Raw genomic sequence first — 21,615 nt, forward strand, 5'->3', positions numbered from 1 at the left:
CTGGACACGGGCGGTAGCCCCAGTGGCGCACGTATGTCCCCAAGGTTACGCGCCCGCACGGAAACCGTCCGCCCCGGGACCGCCCGACCGGCCCCCGCCCTGGCCGTCAGGCCTCCGCGGCGCCGTCCGTCGCGGCCTTCGCCGCCTGCGCGGACGTCGTCCCCGGGCGCTTGCGCGCCACCCAGCCCTCGATGTTGCGCTGCTGCGCGCGGTTCACGCCGAGTGCGCCGGGCGGAACGTCGGTGGTGATCACCGAGCCCGCGCCGGTGTAAGCGCCGTCACCGACGGTGACCGGGGCGATGAACATGTTGTCCGAACCGGTACGGCAGTGCGCGCCGATGACCGTGCGGTGCTTGTTGACCCCGTCGTAGTTCACGGTGACCGAGGCCGCGCCGACGTTGGTGCCCTCGCCGATCGTGGCGTCGCCGATGTAGGAGAGGTGCGGCACCTTGGCGCCCTCGCCCAGCTCGGAGTTCTTGATCTCGACGTAGGTGCCGACCTTCGCCTTGCGGGCCAGCTTCGCGCCCGGCCGCAGGTAGGCGTACGGGCCGGCGGCGGCCAGCTCACCGATCTCGGCGCTGACGGCCGTGGTGTTGCTCACACGGGCGCCGGCGCCGACCAGGGTGTCGGTCAGGGTCGAGTTCGGGCCCACCTCGCAGCCCTCGCCCAGGTGGGTGGCGCCCTGCAGCTGGGTGTTCGGCAGCACGACCGCGTCCGGCTCGTACGTCACCTGGACGTCGAACCAGGCGGTCGCCGGGTCCACCACGGTGACGCCGGCCCGCATCGCCCGCTCCAGCAGGCGGTCGTTCAGCAGCCGGCGGGCCTGCGCCAGCTGGACCCGGTCGTTGATGCCCAGGATGTCCCGGTGGTCCTCGGCGACCACGGCGCCGACCCGGTGCCCGGCCTTGCGCAGGATCTCCAGGGTGTCGGTCAGGTACTCCTCGCCCTGCGAGTTGTCCGTGGTGAGCTCGGCCAGCGCCTCGGTGAGCAGCTTGGCGTCGAAGGCGAAGACGCCCGAGTTGATCTCGGCGATCGCGCGCTGGGTGTCGGTGGCGTCCCGCTCCTCGACGATCGCGGCGACCGTGCCGTCCTCGTCGCGCAGGATCCGGCCGTAGCCGAAGGGCTCCGGGACGACGGCGGTCAGCACGGTGACGCCGTTCTGCTGCGCCTCGTGCGACTTCGCCAGCCGGCGCAGGGTGTCCCCGGTCAGCAGCGGGGAGTCCCCGGCGGTGACGATCACGGTGCCGTCCAGCGTCACGCCGTCGGCGGCCAGCGCCTCCAGCGCGGTGCGCACCGCGTGGCCGGTGCCGTTCTGCTCCTCCTGCACCACCGGGCGCACGCCCGGGTAGTGCGCCGCCAGGTGCTCCTCGACCTGCTCGCGCTGGTGTCCGACGACCACGACCAGCTGCCCGGGCGTCAGTTCCCCGGCCGCCGACACCGCGTGACCCACCAGCGAGCGCCCGCACACCTCGTGCAGCACCTTGGGCAGCTTGTTCGACTTCATCCGGGTCCCGCCACCGGCGGCGAGCACGACAACGGCGGCAAGCGAATTGGCACCCATGCGGGGAGGCTCCTCAGTAGGTTCACAGAGAGGGCAGAGCAGGCCCGGGCAGAGGCCCGCACGCATGCCCTGGCGCTTATGAGGATAGCTGCGGAAGAAAAACCGCCCGCTGGCCAGATCTGGCCACCGGACACGTACACGGCTCCGCCGGATGGACTCGAACCATCACTGCAAGGCTCCAAAGGCCTGCGGGCTGCCAATTACCCCACGGCGGATAGCTGGTCAGACCCTACCCGAGTCAGCCCCGCCCTGGGTATCAGCTATGCCCATCCACCAACCCTCGATTCGGCGATACAGGTCCGCACTCCTCAAGACGCTGATCGTGAGGCAGCCGTGGTAGCCGATCCCGATGTTCTTCCGCGTCGTCCTCGGATTGTGCCGCTTGAGTGTCGCGCGCCGCAGGAAGTCCACCGGAACCCCCGCGATCAGGACCCAGTACCGTTCCGCCTCGCACACATCCGCCGACTCATGGATCGACACCCGCAGCCGCCAACGGTCCTGCCCGACACCCAGTAGCTTCAGCCAGGCGAGGTAGACCTGGACCACCTGCGGGTCACTGTTGATGAAGGTGGCCTTCTCGCGCCGGTCGTACGGCTTGTCCTTGCACCCTTCCGCCCAGTAGAGCGCGACCCCGACCGGAAGAGCTCCCGATCACTGAGGTCGCCGATCTCGGCACGGGCCGCCGCCTTGGTCGCCCGGCGCTCCTCGTCCCGCTGCCTGCGGACCGGCCCCCAGCGGGTTTCGGCCGCCTTCCGCGACTGCTGCCGTGGCGTGATCGGCCTCGGCAGGTCCCGGCACCACAGGGATATCGAGCTCTTCTACACGCCGGTCTCGACCTGGATCTCGTCGTAGGTGCGCCCCTCTCGCCGGAGGCGGCGGGCGGCTTCGCGCTGCTCAGTCTTGGCTCGCACGCGATGAGTGTGCGAGCGACTCGTCCCGTCTCGGGGCGGATTCAGAGTTCATCCATCCAGTCGGGTGAATTCACTCGGGTGCCGCGCTGCGGTCTGTTCCGCTGGACACGGAGCGCAACCTACGATGCCGTAGGTTACGCAAACGTAGGCTCCGCCTGTCCCGTTCCCGGGACGTCGCGAAGGGATGCTCCATGACCATCCAGGCCGGCGAGGAGCGCGCGGGGGCCGCCGCGCTCCCGGATCCCTCCGCCGACGCCGCCACCCGGCTGTCCGCGACCCGCGGCGGGGAGAAGCAGGGTCTCGCCGAGCGGATCGCGCTCGCCCTGTTCATCCTCGTGCCGTTCGCCGCCCTGGTCGCCGCCGTACCGGTGGCCTGGGGGTGGGGGCTCGGCTGGACGGACCTCGCGGTCACCGTCGCCATGTACTTCCTCACCTGTCACGGCATCACCGTCGGCTACCACCGCTACTTCACCCACGGCGCCTTCAAGGCCTCCCGCCCGATGCGGCTGGTCCTGGCGATCGTCGGCAGCCTGGCGGTCGAGGGCCCGCTGGTGCGCTGGGTGGCCGACCACCGCAAGCACCACCGGTTCAGCGACAAGGACGGCGACCCGCACTCGCCTTGGCGCTACGGCGAGAGCGTCCCGGCGCTGATCAAGGGCCTGTGGTGGGCGCACATGGGCTGGATGTTCGACGAGGAGCAGACCCCGCAGCTCAAGTACGCGCCGGACCTGGTCCGCGACCCGGCCATGCGGCGGATCTCCCGGCTGTTCTGGCTCTGGACCACCATCTCGCTGCTGCTGCCCGCGCTGGTCGGCGGCCTGGTCAGCCTGGAGTGGGAGGGCGCGCTGTCCGCCTTCTTCTGGGGCTCGCTGGTCCGGGTGGCCCTGCTGCACCACGTCACCTGGTCGATCAACTCGATCTGCCACGCGGTCGGCCGGCGCCCGTTCCGCTCCCGGGACCGCTCCGGCAACGTCTGGTGGCTCGCGGTGCTCTCCTGCGGGGAGTCCTGGCACAACCTGCACCACGCCGACCCCACCTCGGCCCGGCACGGGGTGCTGCGCGGGCAGATCGACTCCTCGGCCCGGCTGATCCGCTGGTTCGAGCTGGCCGGCTGGGTCCGGGAGGTCCGCTGGCCGGACGCGCAGCGGATCGCCGCCCGCCGCGCAGCATGAGGCGGCGCTTCCAGCATGATGTAGGGGTGAACGGGAGCAGCGCAGACAGCACAGGCGGTCACCACAGCACGCGGACGGACGCGGCGCCCGGAACGGCGCCGGCCCGTCCGCGGGCCGCCGCTGCGGGCTCCACCACCGGCTCCACCGCCGGTGCCTCCAAGGACGACGGTGAACGGGGCGCGGACCGCGCCGCGGAGGGCACCGCGGCCGCGCCCGCCCCGCGCCGCCGAAGCGGCCGGGTCCGGATGACCGGCAAGCAGCGCCGGGAGCAGCTGCTGGAGATCGGCCGGACGGTCTTCGCGGAGCGCGGCTACGACGGCACCTCGGTGGAGGAGATCGCCGAGCGCGCCGGCGTCTCCAAGCCGGTGGTCTACGAGCACTTCGGGGGCAAGGAGGGGCTCTACGCGGTGGTGGTGGACCGCGAGATGCAGCTGCTGCTCGACATGGTGACCGGGGCGCTCACCGGCGGGCACTCCCGGGAGCTGCTGGAGCAGGCGGCGTTCGCGCTGATGGACTACATCGACACCTCGACGGACGGCTTCCGGATCCTGGTCCGGGACTCGCCGGTGGCCCAGTCGACCGGCACCTTCGCCTCGCTGATCAGCGACATCGCGACCCAGGTGGAGGACATCCTGGGCCTGGAGTTCAAGTCCCGGGGCTTCGACGCCCGGCTGGCCCCGATGTACTCGCAGATGCTGGTCGGGATGGTCGCGCTGACCGGCCAGTGGTGGCTGGAGGTCCGCAAGCCGGACAAGGCGACGGTCGCGGCGCACCTGGTGAACCTGGCCTGGCACGGGCTGGAGGGCCTGGAGCGGCACCCGAAGCTGGTCGGCGACCGCAGGGCCTGACCCCGGCTCCGGTGGCCGCTCCCCCTTACTACGCGACCTCGGCCTACCGCTTGACCCCGACCGCGAAGATCCGCCGGAACGGGAAGACCGTCCCGTACGGCCCGGCCGGGTAGGCCTCGCGCAGCAGCCGTCCGTACTCCGCGAGGAAGGCGGCCCGGTCGGCCAGGTCGGTGAGCGGGCCGAGGACCGGGCGCAGCGCGGTGCCCTTGACCCACTCCAGCACCGGGTCCGGCCCGGGCAGCAGGGTGCTGTAGGTGGTCTCCCAGACGTCGACGGCGCAGCCGGCCCCGGCGAGGGCGTCCAGGTACCGCTCCGGCCGGTGGACGCCGTTGCGGACGGCGTCGGTGCCGAGGGCGTCGCGCCAGCGGGGGCTGCGGCGCAGTTCGGCGAGCAGGGTGTGGCTGGGGGCCTCGAAGTTGCCGGGCACCTGGAAGGCCACGACCCCGCCGGGTTCGAGGGCGTCCGCCCAGCGCGCCAGCACCGCGAGGTGCCCGTCCACCCACTGGAGGGTCGCGTTCGAGGCGATCAGGTCGGGTCCGGCCGGGGCCGGGTCGTAGTCGCGGGCGTCGGCGAGCAGGTAGTCGGCGGTGGGCTCGCCCCGGGTGCGGGCGGTCTCCAGCATCGGGGCGGAGTTGTCGACTCCGGTGATCCGGGCCTGCGGCCAGCGTTCGCGCAGGACGGCGGTGGAGTTGCCGGGCCCGCAGCCGATGTCGAGGATCGTCGCGGCGGGCTCGTTCGGCAGGGCGGGGACGCGGGCGAGCAGGTCGCGCAGCGGGCGGGTGCGTTCGTCGGCGAAGCGCAGGTACTGCGCCGGGTCCCAGACGGGGCTGGTCATCGTTCACCTCGCAGGTATCTCGATATCAAGATATCTCCGGTAGCCTCGCTGGCATATTTCTCGATGTCAAGAGACTTCACATCGACACATCCACCGATACACTGATCGTCATGGAGGACGAGGTCGACAGGCTGGTCGCAGCGTGGCGCCGGGAGCGCCCCGACCTCGACGTGGAGCCGCTGGAGGTGCTCAGCCGGGTCAGCCGGCTCGCCCGCCACCTCGACCGCGCCCGCCGCACGGCCTTCGCCGAGCACGGCCTGGAGCCCTGGGAGTTCGACGTCCTGACCGCCCTGCGGCGGGCCGGCTCCCCGTACCAGCTCTCCCCCGGCCAGCTGCTCACCCAGACCCTGGTCACCTCCGGCACCATGACCAACCGGATCGACCGCCTCACCGGCAAGGGCCTGGTCAAGCGCCTGCCCGACCCGGACGACCGCCGCGGCGTGCTCGTCCGGCTCACCGACGACGGCCGCGACCGCGCCGACCAGGCGCTGGCCGGCCTGCTGACCCACGAACGCGAACTGCTGGCCCAGCTCAGCTCCGACCAGCAGGGCGAACTCGCCGCCCTGCTGCGGCTGCTGGTCGCACCGTTCGACAACATCCCGGGCTGAGTCCGTTCGGATTCCGGCTGCCCGAGCTCGTTCGGATTCCGGCTACGGGGCGGAGGCGATCGACGGCGGCGCGGCCGGCTCCGCGGGACCGACCCCGGCCCGACGGGCCACCGCGACGGCGGCCAGCGTGGAGTGCACCCCCAGCTTCCCCAGCACGTTCTGCATGTGGGTGCGGACGGTGTGCGGCGACAGGTACAGCCGCTCCGCGACCGCCTGCCGGCCCAGCCCCGCGACCATGCAGCGCAGGATCTGCTTCTCCCGCGGCGTCAGGGTGTCCACCAGCCGCTCGCTCTCGGTGCGGTCCCGCCGGGCGGTGGTGAGCTCGCGGATCACCCCGGTGAGCAGCGCGGGTGGCAGGTGGGTCTCGTCCCGCAGCACGCCCCGGACGACCGCGAGCAGCCGGGCCAGCGAACTCTCCTTCGCCACCCAGCCGGTGGCGCCCGCGTGCAGCGCCCGGGCGGCGCGGCGCGGGTCGTCGGCGGTGGCCAGTACCACCGCGCGCAGCCCCGGGTGGGCCCGGCGGAGCCGGCCGATCAGGCCGATGCCGTCCGGCGGCGGGGCGGCGGGCCTCAGCTGGTCGGCGCGGGCCTGCTCGGCGCGGAGCTGGTCGGACCGCGCCTGGTCCGCCGGCCGGAGGACGGCCGCCGGGGCCGGGGGCACGGCGGTCGACCGGCGCGGCGGCGGGACGGCCCCCGGCGGGACGGCCCCCGGCGGTACCGTCGGGGGCGGGCGGCGCCGGGCCTCCTCGGCCGGTTCGCCGCCGGATCCGGCCCGGTCGGCCGCCCCGGCGGCCCCGGCTCCGGCCCCCAGATCGGCGTCGATCAGCGCCACGTCGTAGGCCCGTCCCTCGGCGGCGGCACGCTCCAGCGCCCGCTCGGCGGCGGCCGCACTGCCGGCCGCGCCCACCTCCACGTCGGGCTCGGCGGCGAGGGCCGCGGCCAGCGCCTCGGCGAAGATCCGGTGGTCGTCGACCACCAGGACCCGGATCCGCCCCATCGTCACTACCCCCTGCTCAGAGCACCCGAGCCCGGGAGCGGGGTCCGGTCCGGCGTCCGCGTTCCGGACCGTCCGCTCCGCCCGCCCACCGGTGGCCGGTGAGGCCGAAAGGGCGCCGGCCCCCACCGGTACCGCATTCAGCGTACGGGCCGGGAAACGCGCCCGTGGCGGTTCGGTCAACTACCCGGTACTGAAGTTCCCGGGCTTGCGGTTGACCGTGTGCCTGACGAGTCGCCCCGCCAGCGGTCACCGCGTCTGACCAGCGCTCTACGGAGCGCTGGTGGGGCAGTTGACTTTGCCCCGCTGCCACGCATCGCCCGCGCGGTGGCGGATGTTGCGGGAGCCTCCCCCAGCCTTCGGCCGGGAGGCGCCCCCATCATCCGCGTGCATCGTGGTGCCGCAGGCACGGCACGCGAACCTCGCTTGATCCACTCGGTTGGTCCGTGGGTGTGCCGGCAGGAGGAGCACTGGCGGGAGGTGTTCCTCGGGTCCACGTGGACCACGGGAACGCCCGCACGTTCGGCCTTGTAGGCAACGAACGCCCCGAGCTGGGCGAACGCCCAGGAGTGGAGGCGGTACCGCTGGTCGTGCTTGGCCTTGCCCCTCTCGCGGATGCCCGTCAGGTCTTCCAGGGCGATCCCGCGCGAGGTGCGTTCAGCGGTCGTGACAAGGGATTTGGAGATTCCCGGCCCTGATGTTCGCCTTCAACGTCGCGTAGGCGTCGCAGACCTTCTTCACCACCCGCACCGTAGGCTGCGCGGACAGGTCGAACTCGTCCTTGACCTGCCGGTACACCAACGGCTGGAGACCGCTGCGCCGCTTCTCACCCGACTCGAACGCCACGCGGGAGACGTGATTCGCCGCCCGGTTGCACCCACGCAGAGTGGCGGCCAGCGCGTCGGCCTGGCAGGCCGATGGCTCCAGCTTCACCCGCACAACGATCTTCACGGAGCGTGAGATTAGTTCACGTAGAGCTACAGGCCAAACCGGGAGGTCAAAGCACACCGAAGAACCCGGATCTCCTCGGCAGAATCGGGTTAGGTTTCGTCAGGAGTAACGTGAGCGGCCGGGCCTCGTCCGGTTGGACGGCTCCCGGGAGCGCCCTCAACGCCCTCGGGAGCCGTCCAACTGACCGGCCCGTGCGGGCCGTTGGTGGTTGCCTGCCGATTCGTGCCTACTCGGCGTTCCGCTCCAGGGCGAACTTCCAGGCGTCGGCGACGATGTCGTCCAGGTTCGGGCGGCGCGGCGTCCAGCCCAGCGCCTCGTGGGCGCGCTCGGCGGAGGCCACCAGCACGGCGGGGTCGCCGGCCCGGCGACCGACCACCTGCACCGGGATCTCCCGGCCGGTGACGCGCTTGACCGACTCGATCACCTCGCGCACCGAGAAGCCGCTGCCGTTGCCGAGGTTGCAGATCAGGTGCTCGCCCGGCTTGGCGGCGTCCAGCGCCAGCAGGTGGGCGTCGGCCAGGTCGGCGACGTGGATGTAGTCCCGGATGCAGGTGCCGTCCGGGGTCGGGTAGTCGTCGCCGTACACCGCGATGTGCGGGCGCTGACCGAGCGCGGCCTGGAAGACCAGCGGGATCAGGTGCGACTCGGGGTCGTGGCGCTCGCCGTAGGAGCCGTACGCACCGGCCACGTTGAAGTAGCGCAGCGAGACGGCGGCCAGGCCGTGCGCGACGGCCTCGCTGGTGATCATGTGGTCCATGGCGAGCTTGCTGGCGCCGTAGGTGTTGGTCGGCGAGGTCCGGGCGGTCTCGGCGATCGGCACGACCTCCGGCTCGCCGTACACGGCGGCGGTGGAGGAGAACACCAGCTTGCGCACGCCCGCCGTGCGCATCGCGGTGATCAGCTCCAGCGAACCGGCCACGTTGTTGCGCCAGTACTTCTCCGGGTCCACGACCGACTCGCCGACCTGCGAGGAGGCGGCGAAGTGCAGCACGCCGTCGAAGGAGCCGTCCAGCACCTGGCCGGCCTCCTGGATCCGGCCCTCGACGAACTCGGCACCCGCCGGGACGCTCTCGCGGAAGCCGGTGGAGAGGTCGTCCAGGACGGTCACCTGGTGCCCCGCCTCCAGCAGGTGGGCGGCCACCACGCTGCCGACGTAGCCGGCGCCACCCGTGACCAGGTACTTACTCATGATGAGACCTCCAGCGGGCGATGGGCCGCCCGGTCGGCGGCGCCATCGAAGGAATGCGAACGACTGGGGTCAATTGTCCCTGCCCGGCGGGGTGCTCCGGACCACCCGGGCGCTCGCCGCCGCGCATTCTCACCCAGTCCTCAGCCGGCCTCCTTCTCGGCCGTCTTCCTCGGCCGTCCTCCCCGGCCGTCCTTCCCAGCCGACTTCCTCAGCCGTCGGACATCCGCTCCAGCAGCCCGGTGCGCGCAGCCACCGCGGCCGCCTCCAGCCGGGTGCGCGCGCCGAGCTTCATCAGCACGCGCTGCACGTGGGTACGGGCGGTGCTCGCGGCGATCCGCATCCCGGCGGCGATCGCCGCGGTGTCCTCGCCGTCCGCGATCCGGGCCAGCACCTGCACCTCACGTCGGGTCAGCAGCCGCAGCAGCCGGACCGCCTCGTCGTCCGGCTCGGCCACCGGGCGCAGCAGTTGGTCGAAGGCTGCGCGCAGCAGGTCCACCGCCACCGCGGCCTCGCCCGCCCGGGCCCGTCCGATCGCCCGCTCGACCACTTCGATCCGCTCGTCGCACGGCACGTACCCCGCTGCTCCGGCCGCGAACGCGCAGGCCACGCCGTGGAGTTCACCGACCGGCCCGAGGACGATCACCGCCACCTCGGGGCGCTCCCGGCGGATCCGGCGCAGCCCGTCGAAAGCACCCGGCTCCCCCGGCGCGGACACCCCCAGCAGGCACACCTCGGGCCGCCGGCCGGCCACCAGGTCGGCGGCGACACTGGACGGGGAACCGACGGCGAGCACCCGGTGGCCGCGCAGTTGGAGCGCGGTCGCCAGCGCCTCGGCCAGCAGCCGGTGGTCGTCGACCACCACGAGTCGAACACCCATGACGCCCTCCCGGTCGGGGTCCGGCTCGCGCCCGCACCCCCTCGGGCGGGCGGCCGATGACGCACCATCACAACGCATTCCGTACCCGACCCGCTAGGCCCGCCGGGCCACCGCGTGTCGCCGGACCCGGGGTGAGTCATGGGTGGGCGCGGGCCGCACTCGGCGCGGGGAACGCGAAAGACCCCCGCCGAGAGGCGAGGGTCTTTCAGTGGAGCCCCCATGCGGAATCGAACCGCAGACCTTCTCCTTACCATGGAGACGCTCTACCGACTGAGCTATAGGGGCTTGCCGGACTTTTTGTTTCTTCCGGGCCGGTCGAACAAGGAAGACATTACACGGCCGTCGGCCCGAAAGGGAAATCGACCCCGACCCGGCCCCGCGACCGCTCACCCGCCCCGCCCCGCCGGCTACAAGTCCCCCTCGGCGTGCGCCGCGTCGAACTCCTCGCGAGCCGCGAGCATCCGCTGGGCGCGCCGCTCCGTCCAGTGTCCGAGCGGGGAGAGCAGCTCGGCCAGTTCCCGGCCGAGCGGCCGCAGGTCGTAGACCACCCGCGGGGGCGTCTCCGGGAAGACCGTGCGGAGCACCAGGCCGCTGCGCTCCAGGTTGCGCAGTGACTGGGTGAGCATCTTGCGGCTGACCCCGCCGACCCCGCGCTGGAGCTCGGAGAAGCGCTGGGGTCCGCAGGCGTCGAGGCTCATCAGGATCAGCATCGACCACTTGTCGGCGAGCTCGGCGAACAGCTCGCGGCTGGGGCAGAGCCGGGCGAAGACGTCGTACGCCTCCTCCCCGTGCCACTCGGTACCGGCCCGGGCCGTTTCCTCCGTCGTCATGCCGCCCAGGGTAGTCCGACGGTCTCCGATCCACACCTGGTCTCCGATCTACTCTTGGTCTCCAGTGGAGACCTGGTCTATATTGGAGACCGTTCACGCCCGTACCTCCAGCCGCACAGGAGTGCCCGTATGACCGCCATCCGCCCGACCGTCGCGCTCGCCTACCACTCCGGCTACGGCCACACCGCCGTGATAGCCGAGGCCGTCGCCCGCGGCGCCGCCGCCGCAGGTGCCGAGGTCGTCTCGATCGCCGTCGACACCATCACCGAGGAGCAGTGGGCCCAGCTGGACGCCGCCGACGCGATCGTCTTCGGCTCCCCCACCTACATGGGCACCGCCTCCGGCGCCTTCCACGTCTTCGCCGAGGCCACCAGCAAGCGCTGGTTCACCGACGCCTGGAAGGACAAGGTCGCGGCCGGCTTCACCAACTCCGCCTCCAAGAGCGGCGACAAGGCCAGCACCCTCGGCTTCTTCCAGACCCTCGCCGCCCAGCACGGCATGAACTGGGTCAACCTCGGCCTCAAGCCGGGCTGGAACGCCACCACCGCCAGCGAGGACGACCTCAACCGCCTCGGCTTCTTCAGCGGCGCCGCCGCCTCCTCCCCGTCCGACGCGGGCGCCGAGGCCGTCCACAAGGCCGACATCGCAACCGCCGAGCACCTGGGCGAGCGCGTCGCCCGGCACACCGCGATCGTGCTGGCCGGCCGCGCCGCCCTGGCCGGCTGACACTCCCGCCCCCGGGTACGGCTACGCCGCCGGGTCCGCCCCCAGCACGGGCGCCCGGCGGCGTCCGCCGTCCACCGCCGCCAACTCCGCACCGGTGGTGTCCGGCAGCAACCACAGACAGCCCAGGGCCAGCACCCCCAGGGCCGCCAGGTACCAGCCGACCGGCTGCGCCGTCCCGTACGCCGCGGTCAGCCTGGTCGCCACCAGCGGCGTCGTCGCCCCGCCGATCACACCGCCCAGGTTGTACGTCAACGCGGCACCGGTGTAGCGCACCCGGGTCGGGAACAGCTCGGGCAGGAACGCCGCCAACGGGCCCAGCAGACACCCCAGTACCACCATCGCCCCGGCCAGCCCGAGGAACATCAGCGGCCGACGCACCGTCTCCACCAGCGGGAACAGCACCAGCGACCACCCCGCCGCCAGGCCCGTCGCCCACCGCAACGTCCGCCGCCGGCCCCACCGGTCACTGCACGCGGCGCTCCACCACACCGTCACGGCGCCGCCCACCGCCCCGACCAGCAGCATCGCCAGCACCAGCGTGCTCGCCACCCCGAGGCCGGACGTCGTGTACGCCAACGCGTACGTGGTGGTCAGGTAGAACAGCGCGTACCCGATCGTGATCGCCCCGCCGCCCGCCAACACCGGCCGCCAGTGCTCCCGCAGCACCTCCACCACCGGCAGACGGTCCCGCCGCTCGTCCGCCCGGAACAGCGGCGACTCCGCCAGGCGCAACCGCACGAACAGCCCCACCGCCACCAGCGCCAGCGAGGCCAGGAACGGCACCCGCCAGCCCCACTCCCGGAACGACCGCTCGTCCAGGCCCAGTTGCAGCGCCAGGAACCCGCCGTTCGCCAGCACGAACCCACCCGACGGCCCCAACTGCAGGAATCCCCCGTACCGCCCACGCCGCTCGGCCGGCGCGTTCTCCGCGATCAACAGCGCCGCCCCGCCCCACTCCCCGCCCAACCCGACGCCCTGGCACACCCGCAACACCACCAGCAGCACCGGCGACCACCACCCCCACACCGCGAACCCCGGCAACAACCCCACCGCCGCCGTCGCCAGCCCCATCAACAGCAACGACACCACCAGCGTCGCCTTCCGGCCGACCCGGTCCCCGAAGTGCCCGAACACCACCGCCCCCAACGGCCGGGCCAGGAACGCCACCGCGTACACCGAGAACGCCGCCAACAGCGCCCCCACCGCGCCCAGTTCCGGAAAGAACACCGGCCCGAACACCAACGCGGCCGCCGTCCCGTACAGGAAGAAGTCGTAGAACTCGATCGCCGTCCCGATCAGCGCGGCAGCCGCCGCCCGCCGCAACTGCCCAACCCGCCAAGCACCCTCCGCATCCATACCACCACCCTCACCACCACCCGGGCTCCCCCACCAGCCCCCACCCGAGTGACCTCGGCGCACCTCCCAACCCGCGCGCCCCACCCCGCGCGCGGGCGCCACCACCGCCTACCTCACATACGGCTCGCCCTCCGCCGCCTCACCACAGCAACCACCACCCCGGCCGCGATCGGCAGCGCACTGCCGCCCACCCCCGACGACGCCTCAGCCTCCGGCGCGCAGGCGGCGCCCCCACCGTCACCTCGGACGGGCTGTCGCCCGGGCTCTCCGATGGCGACCGAGTAGCCGAAGGGACAACCGCACCAGCCGGAAGCGGCGACACATCCGCCGGCCCTTGGATCACCGGGACCCATCAGCGCGATCCGAGGCCGCACCCCGCTGGAGGCGGTACAAGCCGCAACAATGTCCCTGCCGGGCGCACGAAAGCAACGTGCGGCCCCGGACTGCTCTGTCACATTGCTGTTTTAGTCAATGGCCCCGGCGCCCACGACGTTTGGCAGCGCACTTGGATACTCGGCAGAATTCTCCTTCTGCGCAGAGCTCCCCAGCGCTGGCGATCACGAGAACACCCTTTTGCCCGCGCGTTCGCCAGTACCTCGGTTCTTGTCTGTGTCGGCAATCGGGCTCGCCATTCCCGTCCCGTGCCCATCCGGATCAGGCCCGCTCCTCCCGGGCCGCTGAAGGCCTTGCCCGGGAGGAACTACCCGACCAGATCCGGGTGATCCAGCTTGAACCCACCATCGATCACCGTAATAGTGATGCCTTGCCCCTTGGACGTCTTCCACATCGCTGGGGCGTGCACGGATTCCAGGTGCCGCTGCTGTTGGCGGATTGAATCGCCGGCAAGTGCCGGCACGCCCGCGACCCCGACGGCCACAAGCCGCCGGGCCCACATCCAGCGGCTCCCCACCTGGTCCCCCCACAACAGCTGAACTACTTCGCGTACGGGTTGTCCTCCGGCGGCACCGGCGGCTGGTACACCGGCGGAGCCACCAGTGGCACGGCCGCCACGGGCTGCGCAGCAGCCTTCCGCCGCCTCAACACGGCGAACACCACCCCGGCTACCACCACCAGCCCGGCGACCACCCCGCCCACGATCGGCAGCGCACTGCCCGACCCGGACGACGCCTCCGCCTTCGGCTGCGCAGTCGGCGCGTCGCCGGATGCCGCTCCAGCCGGACTCGGCGCCGCCGACGCCGAAACGGACGCACTCGCCGACGCCGACGGAGCAGCCGAAGGCGTCGCCGCATCAGCCGGAAGCGGCGACACATCCGCCGGCCCGGGATCACCGGGATCCGTCAACGCGATCCGCGGTCGAACCGCACCCCACCCTGCGCTGTCGGTACGGCTGGTCCCGCCGTTCGGCCTACCTGCGGTGTTGATGAGCACCCGCAGGACCTGATTTGCCGTCCAGTCCTTGTGCGCCGACCAGATCAACGCCGCCGAGGCGGAGACGAGAGCACTCGCATCGGACGTGCCATGACTCTTGCAATACCCGGTATCGGAAGTGCAGGCCTCCACCATGTCCTCGCCTGGAGCTACGAGCGCAACCTGCGGACCCGTTTCGGATTCCGCCGTCACAGTCCCGTTCCGATCGACAGCCCCGACCCCGACAACATTCGGCAACGCACCCGGGTACTCGACAAGATTGCCCTTCTGTGCAGAATTCCCCACGCTGGAGACCACCAATGAACCCTTGGCCCGCGCACTCGCAAGAACCCGGGTCAGCTTAGCGACGTCTTCGGGAGAAGTTCTGACTTCGGCAACCCCCTGCGAAATATTGATGACCTTGGCACCTTGACTCACCGCATAGTCAACCGCCTGACCGATCTGGTCGAGAAAGTCCGTCGTAACGAACGCACCCTCGGAGCCATTGGAAATCTTCAGTGGCAGAATCTTGACCGCGGGCGCCAGCCCGTACGCCCCAGTTCCCCCTTGGCCCTTCCCGGTTCCCGCGATGAGGCTAGCCATCTGGGTGCCATGGCCTTCGGCATCGGACCCGACGCCACCGGAACTGCCGCTGAAGTCCTTACCGGGAAGAAACTGCCCGACCAGATCTGGATGATCGAGCTTGAATCCCCCGTCGATCACTGCAACGGTAATTCCACCTCCCTTAGAGACATTCCACATCTCCGAAGCATGCATTGCATCCAGATGCCATTGATTGGAACGGATCGAACCATCGGCAAATGCTGGCACCGCGGCCGGGCCGAGCATCGCCCCCGCAGCCAGGACTGCCACGGCGAGCACTCGCCAAGGCGCCCGTACGTTCGTCCGCCCCATCACAACTCCTAGTCAATCTCTCCATTGGGAGACCTTGCCCCGAACAGATCTGCCCGGTCACTGGGTGAGCCCAGTGACCGGGCAGACGATGCCGTCCTACTCAATCACGTCCGGATTGCTGTGCGGCGTACCGCTGGTCCAGCTCTCCTCGTCCTCGTGGAGGTAGTCCGCGCGGTCGCGACGGTCGCGCTCCTTCTTTCCGCCGTGGCCGCCAGTACCCGGGGCCATCATGCCGTTCTGCCCGGACCGGGCACCGCCCTCAGCGGCTCCCGCTGCGGCCGCGCGGTTGCGCAGGCCGGTACCGCCCGGGGTGAACTCCCCGCCGGCGGCTGGGCCCTTGCGGCCGCCGACCGTCCCGCCGGAGGTCGAGGTCAGGCCTCGGCCGCGCGAGCCGCCGACACCGCCGCCACCGACACCGTGGCCGCCGCCCATCCCGGGGTGCATGCCCATTCCGCCCCCCATGGGCGATCCTCCGACCCGGCCGGCGCCCGCCGCGCCCTCGCGGCCGAAGACCGTTCCGCTGGGCAGGCCCGGGGTGCCGGTCTTGCCGGGGACCGATCCACCGCCGAAGGGACCGGTACGGAGGGGCACCGAGCCGCCGGCCTTGCCGGGGACGCTGCCGGTGCCCTTGGCCGGGACGGAGCCGCCACCGGTCCCAGTCGGGTAACCGCCAATCGGTCCGCCACCCGACAGGCCGGGCAGACCGCCAGGGCCATCGGGACCACCGGGGTAGCCAGGCGTTCCGCTCGGGCCGCTCGGCAGAATGGGACCGCTACCGGGTCCGACCGGGGCCGTCTGGTCCGGCAGGGTCGGGAGGCTGTCGAGGCCGGTACCCGGGCGGGTCACCGGGTCCGACGGGTGGGACGGCGGGATCGTGGAGCCCGGGTCCTGCGGCGGCGGGGGCAACTGGCCGCCGCCGTGCGGAGGAACCGGTCCGGTGTGGGTCGGGTAAGACGGGTCCTGCCAGCTCGTTGCCGGATCGCGGGGCCTCATGGTGGCGCCACCGTAGCTGCCACCAGACGGGCTGTAGCTCCCATTGACGCTGCCGCCACTCGTACGGGGGCTACGAAGCGAGGAGCCGGAGCCTCCACCGGAGCCAGCACCAGCGGGAAAGGACGACGAACTGTCTCGACTACCACCATCGGGCGTCCCCGGCAGCGTCACGTCCGTGGGAATCCCGTTCAGCGTCGTCGTCGCCGCGCTGTACGCCTGAGCCAGGTTCCCCACCTGCTTGGCGGCTTCCTGCTGCTCCTTCTGGATCGTCGCCTTGTACCCGTCGTACTCGTTCTTGGTAACCCAAGCGTCCCCGAGCTTCGCCTTCATGTACTCGTCGGGCGTCTGGCCCATTGTTGAGATCTTCGATTCCACATCCGGGGGAACCGTCTGCTTCTCGTAAGCGGCGACCTTGTCCATCGCGTACTGGGGAAGCTGGGGCATCGCGACCTTGGCCGTACTGAGCGCTTCACCTGCCTGGGTCATCGCCCCGCCGGCGGTCGTGGAGTGTTGACCGATGATCGCCGCGGACTTGTACAGGTTCCCGACCCAGGTCTTGAAGTTCTCAGCGGCCTGCCCCTCCCAGTTGACCGTGCCGAGGTGGGCCTGGAGAGCCGTGCTGAGTTCCGTAAGAACCCGACCGGCGTCCTGGAGCTTGCCGGCTCGTTTCAAGAGCATGTCAGGCGCGGTGCCGTCAACCAGCGCCCTGAGCTCGGCGTGCTGCATGTCGTTGTATTCGTCTGCCATGACCTGTTCCCCGTCTCCCGTGAGCCTTTCCCGCGCCGCCGTCAGAGGTTCGCGTTGTCCCGCCGCGCCGATCCGCTCGGCCCCGTGACGCCTGCGCTGCTCGCCACTGCGTTCTGGGCGGCCGCCGCGTTCTCGTCACTGGTCCCGTAGGAGCCCGCCGACTGGACCACGGCTTTCTGCATCGCCTGGATCTGCGCCGTGAAGTCCTTGTGGAGCTTGACGAGCTGGCTGTGAACCTTGCTGTAGGCGGAATTCAGGTCCACTGCCTCCGGGAAAGCCCCGGGGTTCTTCCCGCTGACGAAATTCTCCCGAGTCAGCTTCTGCGCTTCGAGCTTGTACGGCGCAGCCTCCGAGCCCTCCATGGCGGCGAGCAAGGCCTCCACCTTCGTGGCGAACGCAGTGAGTGTCTGAATCTCGATCTGGACGTTCTGCCCGCCGAAGGCGGTGACCAGGGCGTTGGCGTCGCCGTACGTCTGCCCCATGCTCACCAGCGGCCCGTAACCACCCCACGGGGTGCTGAGCGAATAGGGCGTCGACCCGACCGTCGCCGCCGGATCCGTCGGCCCCGCCGGCGTCGCCCCCGCGCCTGATGTAGTCGTCGGCTCTCCCACAGCAATCCACCTCTCCCCCGTACGGCCGGCGCCCGGCGACTCCCGGGCCCTTCCCGCCGCAACACACCGTCAACTTCTGGGTCTTACCGTCCTGGTCGGTGAGAACCACCCGCCCTGGGGGCGGTCCCCGCCTCCGTCATCGTAGCCACCGCCCCTGTCGGACCGGCAGGGACCTTGGCCTGCCCGGGCTCGATCGGTACGAACTTGACACGTACAGCCCTGGCCCGGCCCGCTGGGTAGACTGACCCGGTACGCCCCATCTGCCGCGCAATGTCGCACAGCAGCGACCCGAGGCCGCAGAACGGACGTGACGACATGCCCTTCCCCGAGCAGGTTCAGAGCCCCTGGTGGGCCCGTGCCGTGCGGCCGGAGCGGCCGCCGGTGCCGGTGGTGTTGATGGTGCGGGCCGCGGTCGGGATGGTGGTGCCGTTGGTGGTGGGGCTGTGGGCGCACCGGTTGGATCTGGGGGTGTTCGCCGGGCTGGGGGCGATGCACGCGACGATGAACGACCGGGTGGAACCGGCCGTGTTGCGGGCGGCCCGGATCGGGTCGGCGGTGGTGGCGTCGGCGCTGGGGATGCTGGTCGGTACGGCGTTGCAGCACGCGCACGTGGGTGCGGCCGTGCTCGGTGCGGGGCTGACGCTGACGGCCTTCGGGTCCGGTGTGCTGAGTGCGACCGGTCCGCGCGGGTCGGCGGCGGGGATGCTGCTGTTGGTGTCGGCCGCGTTGGGCAGTGGGATGCCGTTGCCGCGGCCGTGGTGGGCGGCGGCGCCGATGATGCTGGTGGGTGCCGCGTTCGTGGTGCTGTTGGGTCTGCCGGCCACCGCGCACGGCGATCCGCGCCGCCGGGCGCTGGCCACCGTGTACGAGGCGCTGGGCCGTACGCTCGCCGATCTGGGCACCGCGCGGGGGGCGGATTCCCGCCGGGTGTTGACGGCCCGGCTGAACCAGTTGCAAGACCTGTTCCCGAACCACCGGAGGGCGGAACCCCCGGGCCTGCGCCCGATGTTCGAGGCGGCCCTGGCCGCGACCGAGGCGGCGACCGGTCTGCTGTGGGCCCGGCGGCCCGTCCCGCCGGAGGTGGCCGCGGTGCCGGGGCGGCTGGCTGAGGCGGTGCGGCAGGACGACGACGAGGAGGTGGTGGTGCCGGACTGGCGGCCGGACACCCCGGCCCGCCAGGCGCTGGACGTGGCGCTGCGGGCCGCGGCCGAGGCCGTGGCGGGGCGCCCCGCGCGGATCGGCACGGCTCCCGCGCCCCCGCCGGATCCGTGGCGGCTGAGGGGCGGGCTGCTGTCCGGACCGTCGGCGCGGTACGGCCTGCGGGTCGCGCTGTGCATCGCGGCGGGTTCGGTGGTGACCGCCAACTTCCCGCTGAGCAAGAGCTATTGGGTGCCGATGACGATCGCCTTCGTGCTGAAGCCGGATCTCGGTTCGGTGTTCCTGCGCGCGGTGAGCCGCGCGGTCGGCACGGTGCTGGGCGTGGCGGTGACGGCGGTGCTGGTGTCGCTGACCACCGAGCAGTGGGCACTGACCGCGGTGGCGGCCGGCTGCGTCGCCCTGCTGCCGTACGCCACGGCGGCGCACTACGGGCTGAACACCCTGGTGATGACGCCGATGGCGCTGCTCCTGCTCCAGCTGGGCGGGCAGAGCAGCGCGGCCGAGTTCTGGCCCCGGGTGCTGGACACCGTGCTGGCGAGCGCGATCGTGCTGCTCTTCGGCTACCTGTTGTGGCCGGAGCGCCCGCGCCACCGGATCGAGCCCCGGCTGGTGGCCGCGACGACCGCGCTGCGCGCCTACCTGGACGCGGTGACCGACCACCGGAGGACGGGCGAGGTGTGGCTGCGCCGTACGGCCTACCGGTCGCTGGCGGACGTCCGGCACGAGGTGCGGCAGGGGCTGGCCGAGCCGCCGCCGACCGGCCGGCTGGCCGAGCAGTGGCTGCCGGCGACGGCCGCGCTGGAGCGGCTCGGTGGTGCGGTGGCGGCGTTCGCCGCGCAGATCCGGTACGGCGGCCGGGTGCCGGATCCGGCCGAGACCGAGCGGGTCCGCCGGGCGCTGGACGAACTGACCGCCGCGGCCCGGGAGCACCGCCCCCCGACCAGTACGGCGGCCCGCCCGAGCACGCCGCACGACCCGGCGCTCAGTGCGCTGGGCCGTGCGGCGGACGAACTCGAAGTGCTGCTCAGGAGACCGTAGTTCAGACGCAGGAGGCCGTAGTTAAGACGCAGGAGCCGTAGTTCAGCCGAAGGAGCCGTAGCTCAGACCTGCTCGGCCAGCTCCAGCCAGCTCATCTCCAGCTCCTCCTTCTCGTCCCGAACGGCGCGCAGCTGCCCGTCCAGTTCGGCGACCTTGGAGAAGTCGGCGGCGTGCTCGGCGAGTTGGGCGTGCAGCTTGGACTCCTTCTCGTCCAGCTTGGCGATCTGCCGCTCGAGCTTCTGCATCTCCTTCTTCGCCGCCCGCAGGTCCCCGCCGGACAGCCCGGAGGCAGCGGCGGCCTCGACGGCGGGAGCAGCAGCGGTGACGGCCGGAGCAGCCGCGGCGGCCATCCGCGCCCGCCGCTCCAGGTACTCGTCCACGCCGCCCGGCAGCATCCGCATCTTCTTGTCGCCGAGCAGCGCGTGGACGACGTCCGTGGTCCGCTCGATGAAGAACCGGTCGTGGCTGATGACGACCATCGAGCCGGGCCAGCCGTCGAGCAGGTCCTCCAGCTGGTTGAGGGTCTCGATGTCCAGGTCGTTGGTCGGCTCGTCCAGGAAGAGCACGTTGGGCTCGTCCATCAGCAGCCGCAGCAGCTGGAGCCGGCGCCGCTCGCCGCCGGAGAGGTCGCCGACCGGCGTCCACTGCTTGTCCTTGCCGAAGCCGAACTGCTCGCACAGCTGCCCGGCGCTCATCTCCCGGCCCTTGCCGAGGTCGACCCGCGAGCGCACCTGCTCGACGGCCTGCAGCACCCGGGTCTCCGGGTCCAGTTCGGCGACCTCCTGCGACAGGTAGGCCAGCCGCACGGTCTTGCCGACCTTGATCACGCCGGAGGCCGGCTGGACGTCGCCCTCGGAGGCGTACGCGTCCCGCATGGCGCGCAGCAGCGAGGTCTTGCCGGCGCCGTTGACGCCGAGCAGGCCGATCCGGTCACCGGGGCCGAGCTGCCAGGTGAGGTTCTCCAGCAGCAGCTTGGGGCCGGCCTTGACGGTGACGTTCTCCAGGTCGAAGACGGTCCTGCCGAGCCGGGCGTTGGCGAACTTCATCAGCTCGCTCTTGTCCCGGGGCTCCGGCACGTCCGCGATCAGGGCGTTGGCCGCCTCGATCCGGTAGCGCGGCTTGGAGGTGCGGGCGGGGGCGCCGCGGCGCAACCAGGCGAGTTCCTTGCGGGCCAGGTTCTGGCGCTTCTGCTCCTCGACGGCCTCGATCCGGGAGCGCTCGGCGCGGGCGAAGACGTAGTCGGAGTAGCCGCCCTCGTACTCGTGCACCGAGCCGTGCTGGACGTCCCACATCCGGGTGCAGACCTGGTCGAGGAACCAGCGGTCGTGGGTGACGCAGACCAGCGCGGAGCGGCGCTTCTGCAGGTGCTGGGCGAGCCAGTTGATGCCCTCGACGTCGAGGTGGTTGGTGGGCTCGTCGAGGATGATCAGCTCCGGGGAGCCGAGCAGCAGCTTGGCGAGGGCGATCCGGCGGCGCTCGCCACCGGAGAGCGGACCGATGACGGTGTCCAGGCCGTCGGCGAAGCCGGGCAGGTCGAGGCCGCCGAAGAGGCCTTCGATGATGTCGCGGATCCGGGCGTCGCCGAGCCACTCGTGGTCGGCGCGGTCGGCGATGACCTCGTGCCGGATGGTCGCCTTGGGGTCGAGCGAGTCGTGCTGGGTGAGGACGGCCGGTTCGAGGCCGCCGCTCCAGGTGATCCGGCCGCCATCGGGCTCCTCCAGCTTGGCGAGCATCCGGATCAGGGTGGTCTTGCCGTCGCCGTTGCGGCCGACGACGCCGATCCGGTCGCCCTCGCTCACGCCCAGGCTCACCGCGTCCAGCAGGGTGCGGGTGCCGTAGACCTTCGTGACGGACTCGATGGTGGCGAGGTTGACGGCCACGTGTGCTGCGCTCCTGGGTTCGGCGGTCGCGGGGCGGGCCCAGCCCGC

Annotated in this window: 20 protein-coding genes and 2 tRNA genes; 5 read left to right on the forward strand and 17 right to left on the reverse strand. The window is 71.7% G+C overall.

The window, feature by feature from the left end; genetic code table 11:
* Window positions 1-106: 106 nt before the first annotated feature.
* The 3 genes from glmU to O1G21_RS41400 all read right to left on the reverse strand — a co-directional run bounded on the left by glmU (window position 107) and on the right by O1G21_RS41400 (window position 2,107).
* Window positions 107-1,561, reverse strand: coding sequence for a bifunctional UDP-N-acetylglucosamine diphosphorylase/glucosamine-1-phosphate N-acetyltransferase GlmU (gene glmU / locus O1G21_RS16550; protein WP_270144607.1), 1,455 nt, complete (start codon window positions 1,559-1,561; stop codon window positions 107-109).
* Window positions 1,562-1,703: 142 nt separating this feature from the next.
* A tRNA-Gln gene (locus O1G21_RS16555) sits at window positions 1,704-1,776 on the reverse strand.
* Window positions 1,777-1,783: 7 nt separating this feature from the next.
* Window positions 1,784-2,107, reverse strand: a complete 324-nt coding sequence (locus O1G21_RS41400) for a hypothetical protein (RefSeq protein WP_333493468.1) — start codon at window positions 2,105-2,107, stop codon at window positions 1,784-1,786.
* 556 nt (window positions 2,108-2,663) lie between these two features.
* Here O1G21_RS41400 and O1G21_RS16565 point away from each other — a divergent pair.
* Together O1G21_RS16565 and O1G21_RS16570 are read left to right on the forward strand one after the other, a co-directional pair.
* On the forward strand, window positions 2,664-3,644 hold the full coding sequence (locus tag O1G21_RS16565; protein ID WP_270144609.1) for an acyl-CoA desaturase: 981 nt from the start codon (window positions 2,664-2,666) through the stop codon (window positions 3,642-3,644).
* Window positions 3,645-3,889: 245 nt separating this feature from the next.
* On the forward strand, window positions 3,890-4,492 hold the full coding sequence (locus O1G21_RS16570) for a TetR/AcrR family transcriptional regulator (RefSeq protein WP_270151038.1): 603 nt from the start codon (window positions 3,890-3,892) through the stop codon (window positions 4,490-4,492).
* A 43-nt stretch (window positions 4,493-4,535) separates the two neighbouring features.
* Here the strand turns inward: O1G21_RS16570 and O1G21_RS16575 are convergent, their stop codons facing one another.
* Entirely contained in the window at window positions 4,536-5,327 is a 792-nt protein-coding gene (locus O1G21_RS16575; RefSeq protein ID WP_270144610.1) for a methyltransferase domain-containing protein, read from the reverse strand.
* Between the two features lie 110 nt (window positions 5,328-5,437).
* Here O1G21_RS16575 and O1G21_RS16580 point away from each other — a divergent pair, with 110 nt between their 5' ends.
* Entirely contained in the window at window positions 5,438-5,935 is a 498-nt protein-coding gene (locus O1G21_RS16580; protein WP_270144612.1) for a MarR family winged helix-turn-helix transcriptional regulator, read from the forward strand.
* Window positions 5,936-5,977: 42 nt separating this feature from the next.
* On the opposite strand, the gene O1G21_RS16585 is transcribed toward O1G21_RS16580, so the two are convergent.
* The 7 genes from O1G21_RS16585 to O1G21_RS16610 all read right to left on the reverse strand — a co-directional run bounded on the left by O1G21_RS16585 (window position 5,978) and on the right by O1G21_RS16610 (window position 10,775).
* Complete coding sequence (locus O1G21_RS16585; RefSeq protein ID WP_270144614.1) at window positions 5,978-6,931, reverse strand: LuxR C-terminal-related transcriptional regulator; 954 nt, start codon at window positions 6,929-6,931, stop codon at window positions 5,978-5,980.
* 176 nt (window positions 6,932-7,107) lie between these two features.
* On the reverse strand, window positions 7,108-7,614 hold the full coding sequence (locus O1G21_RS41405) for a transposase (protein WP_333493557.1): 507 nt from the start codon (window positions 7,612-7,614) through the stop codon (window positions 7,108-7,110).
* Window positions 7,586-7,879, reverse strand: coding sequence for a hypothetical protein (locus O1G21_RS41410; RefSeq protein WP_333493469.1), 294 nt, complete (start codon window positions 7,877-7,879; stop codon window positions 7,586-7,588). The genes O1G21_RS41405 and O1G21_RS41410 overlap by 29 nt, the downstream gene beginning before the upstream one ends.
* A gap of 226 nt (window positions 7,880-8,105) precedes the next feature.
* Complete coding sequence (gene galE / locus O1G21_RS16595; protein WP_270144616.1) at window positions 8,106-9,068, reverse strand: UDP-glucose 4-epimerase GalE; 963 nt, start codon at window positions 9,066-9,068, stop codon at window positions 8,106-8,108.
* 208 nt (window positions 9,069-9,276) lie between these two features.
* Window positions 9,277-9,945 (reverse strand): response regulator transcription factor, encoded by a 669-nt coding sequence (locus O1G21_RS16600; RefSeq protein WP_270144618.1) that lies wholly within the window; start codon window positions 9,943-9,945, stop codon window positions 9,277-9,279.
* A gap of 209 nt (window positions 9,946-10,154) precedes the next feature.
* Window positions 10,155-10,230: transfer RNA gene (locus O1G21_RS16605), tRNA-Thr, on the reverse strand.
* Window positions 10,231-10,352: 122 nt separating this feature from the next.
* Window positions 10,353-10,775 carry a winged helix-turn-helix transcriptional regulator gene (locus O1G21_RS16610; protein ID WP_270144620.1) on the reverse strand — a complete coding sequence of 141 codons (423 nt, stop codon included), beginning with the start codon at window positions 10,773-10,775 and terminating at the stop codon, window positions 10,353-10,355.
* Window positions 10,776-10,904: 129 nt separating this feature from the next.
* Between O1G21_RS16610 and O1G21_RS16615 the strand changes: the two genes are divergently transcribed.
* Complete coding sequence (locus tag O1G21_RS16615; RefSeq protein ID WP_270144621.1) at window positions 10,905-11,501, forward strand: flavodoxin family protein; 597 nt, start codon at window positions 10,905-10,907, stop codon at window positions 11,499-11,501.
* A gap of 21 nt (window positions 11,502-11,522) precedes the next feature.
* Here O1G21_RS16615 and O1G21_RS16620 read toward each other — a convergent pair whose 3' ends face one another.
* The 5 genes from O1G21_RS16620 to O1G21_RS16640 all read right to left on the reverse strand — a co-directional run bounded on the left by O1G21_RS16620 (window position 11,523) and on the right by O1G21_RS16640 (window position 18,315).
* Window positions 11,523-12,857 (reverse strand): MFS transporter, encoded by a 1,335-nt coding sequence (locus tag O1G21_RS16620; protein ID WP_270144622.1) that lies wholly within the window; start codon window positions 12,855-12,857, stop codon window positions 11,523-11,525.
* A 933-nt stretch (window positions 12,858-13,790) separates the two neighbouring features.
* Complete coding sequence (gene mycP / locus O1G21_RS16625; protein ID WP_270144624.1) at window positions 13,791-15,098, reverse strand: type VII secretion-associated serine protease mycosin; 1,308 nt, start codon at window positions 15,096-15,098, stop codon at window positions 13,791-13,793.
* Between the two features lie 138 nt (window positions 15,099-15,236).
* On the reverse strand, window positions 15,237-16,880 hold the full coding sequence (locus tag O1G21_RS16630) for a WXG100 family type VII secretion target (protein WP_270144625.1): 1,644 nt from the start codon (window positions 16,878-16,880) through the stop codon (window positions 15,237-15,239).
* A gap of 41 nt (window positions 16,881-16,921) precedes the next feature.
* On the reverse strand, window positions 16,922-17,491 hold the full coding sequence (locus O1G21_RS16635) for a hypothetical protein (RefSeq protein ID WP_270144626.1): 570 nt from the start codon (window positions 17,489-17,491) through the stop codon (window positions 16,922-16,924).
* Between the two features lie 335 nt (window positions 17,492-17,826).
* On the reverse strand, window positions 17,827-18,315 hold the full coding sequence (locus O1G21_RS16640) for a hypothetical protein (RefSeq protein ID WP_270144628.1): 489 nt from the start codon (window positions 18,313-18,315) through the stop codon (window positions 17,827-17,829).
* Between O1G21_RS16640 and O1G21_RS16645 the strand changes: the two genes are divergently transcribed.
* Window positions 18,275-19,687, forward strand: coding sequence for an FUSC family protein (locus O1G21_RS16645; protein ID WP_270144630.1), 1,413 nt, complete (start codon window positions 18,275-18,277; stop codon window positions 19,685-19,687). The genes O1G21_RS16640 and O1G21_RS16645 overlap by 41 nt on opposite strands.
* A gap of 62 nt (window positions 19,688-19,749) precedes the next feature.
* On the opposite strand, the gene O1G21_RS16650 is transcribed toward O1G21_RS16645, so the two are convergent.
* The gene (locus tag O1G21_RS16650) at window positions 19,750-21,567 is read right to left on the reverse strand and encodes an ABC-F family ATP-binding cassette domain-containing protein (RefSeq protein ID WP_270144632.1); all 1,818 of its coding nucleotides are present in this window, start codon (window positions 21,565-21,567) and stop codon (window positions 19,750-19,752) included.
* Between the last annotated feature and the right edge of the window lie 48 nt (window positions 21,568-21,615).

The sequence above is a fragment of the Kitasatospora cathayae genome, from assembly GCF_027627435.1.
GTDB classification, from domain to species: Bacteria; Actinomycetota; Actinomycetes; order Streptomycetales; family Streptomycetaceae; genus Kitasatospora; species Kitasatospora cathayae.

Excerpts from the sequence above, each read along its gene's own strand:
- O1G21_RS16630 (WP_270144625.1), bottom strand. The coding sequence starts at position 16,880 with ATGGCAGACGAATACAACGACATGCAGCACGCCGAGCTCAGGGCGCTG.
- O1G21_RS16610 (WP_270144620.1), bottom strand. The coding sequence starts at position 10,775 with ATGACGACGGAGGAAACGGCCCGGGCCGGTACCGAGTGGCACGGGGAG.
- O1G21_RS16580 (WP_270144612.1), top strand. The coding sequence starts at position 5,438 with ATGGAGGACGAGGTCGACAGGCTGGTCGCAGCGTGGCGCCGGGAGCGC.
- glmU (WP_270144607.1), bottom strand. The coding sequence starts at position 1,561 with ATGGGTGCCAATTCGCTTGCCGCCGTTGTCGTGCTCGCCGCCGGTGGC.
- O1G21_RS16570 (WP_270151038.1), top strand. The coding sequence starts at position 3,890 with ATGACCGGCAAGCAGCGCCGGGAGCAGCTGCTGGAGATCGGCCGGACG.
- O1G21_RS16585 (WP_270144614.1), bottom strand. The coding sequence starts at position 6,931 with ATGGGGCGGATCCGGGTCCTGGTGGTCGACGACCACCGGATCTTCGCC.
- O1G21_RS16565 (WP_270144609.1), top strand. The coding sequence starts at position 2,664 with ATGACCATCCAGGCCGGCGAGGAGCGCGCGGGGGCCGCCGCGCTCCCG.
- O1G21_RS16575 (WP_270144610.1), bottom strand. The coding sequence starts at position 5,327 with ATGACCAGCCCCGTCTGGGACCCGGCGCAGTACCTGCGCTTCGCCGAC.
- O1G21_RS16620 (WP_270144622.1), bottom strand. The coding sequence starts at position 12,857 with ATGGATGCGGAGGGTGCTTGGCGGGTTGGGCAGTTGCGGCGGGCGGCG.
- O1G21_RS16600 (WP_270144618.1), bottom strand. The coding sequence starts at position 9,945 with ATGGGTGTTCGACTCGTGGTGGTCGACGACCACCGGCTGCTGGCCGAG.
- O1G21_RS16615 (WP_270144621.1), top strand. The coding sequence starts at position 10,905 with ATGACCGCCATCCGCCCGACCGTCGCGCTCGCCTACCACTCCGGCTAC.
- galE (WP_270144616.1), bottom strand. The coding sequence starts at position 9,068 with ATGAGTAAGTACCTGGTCACGGGTGGCGCCGGCTACGTCGGCAGCGTG.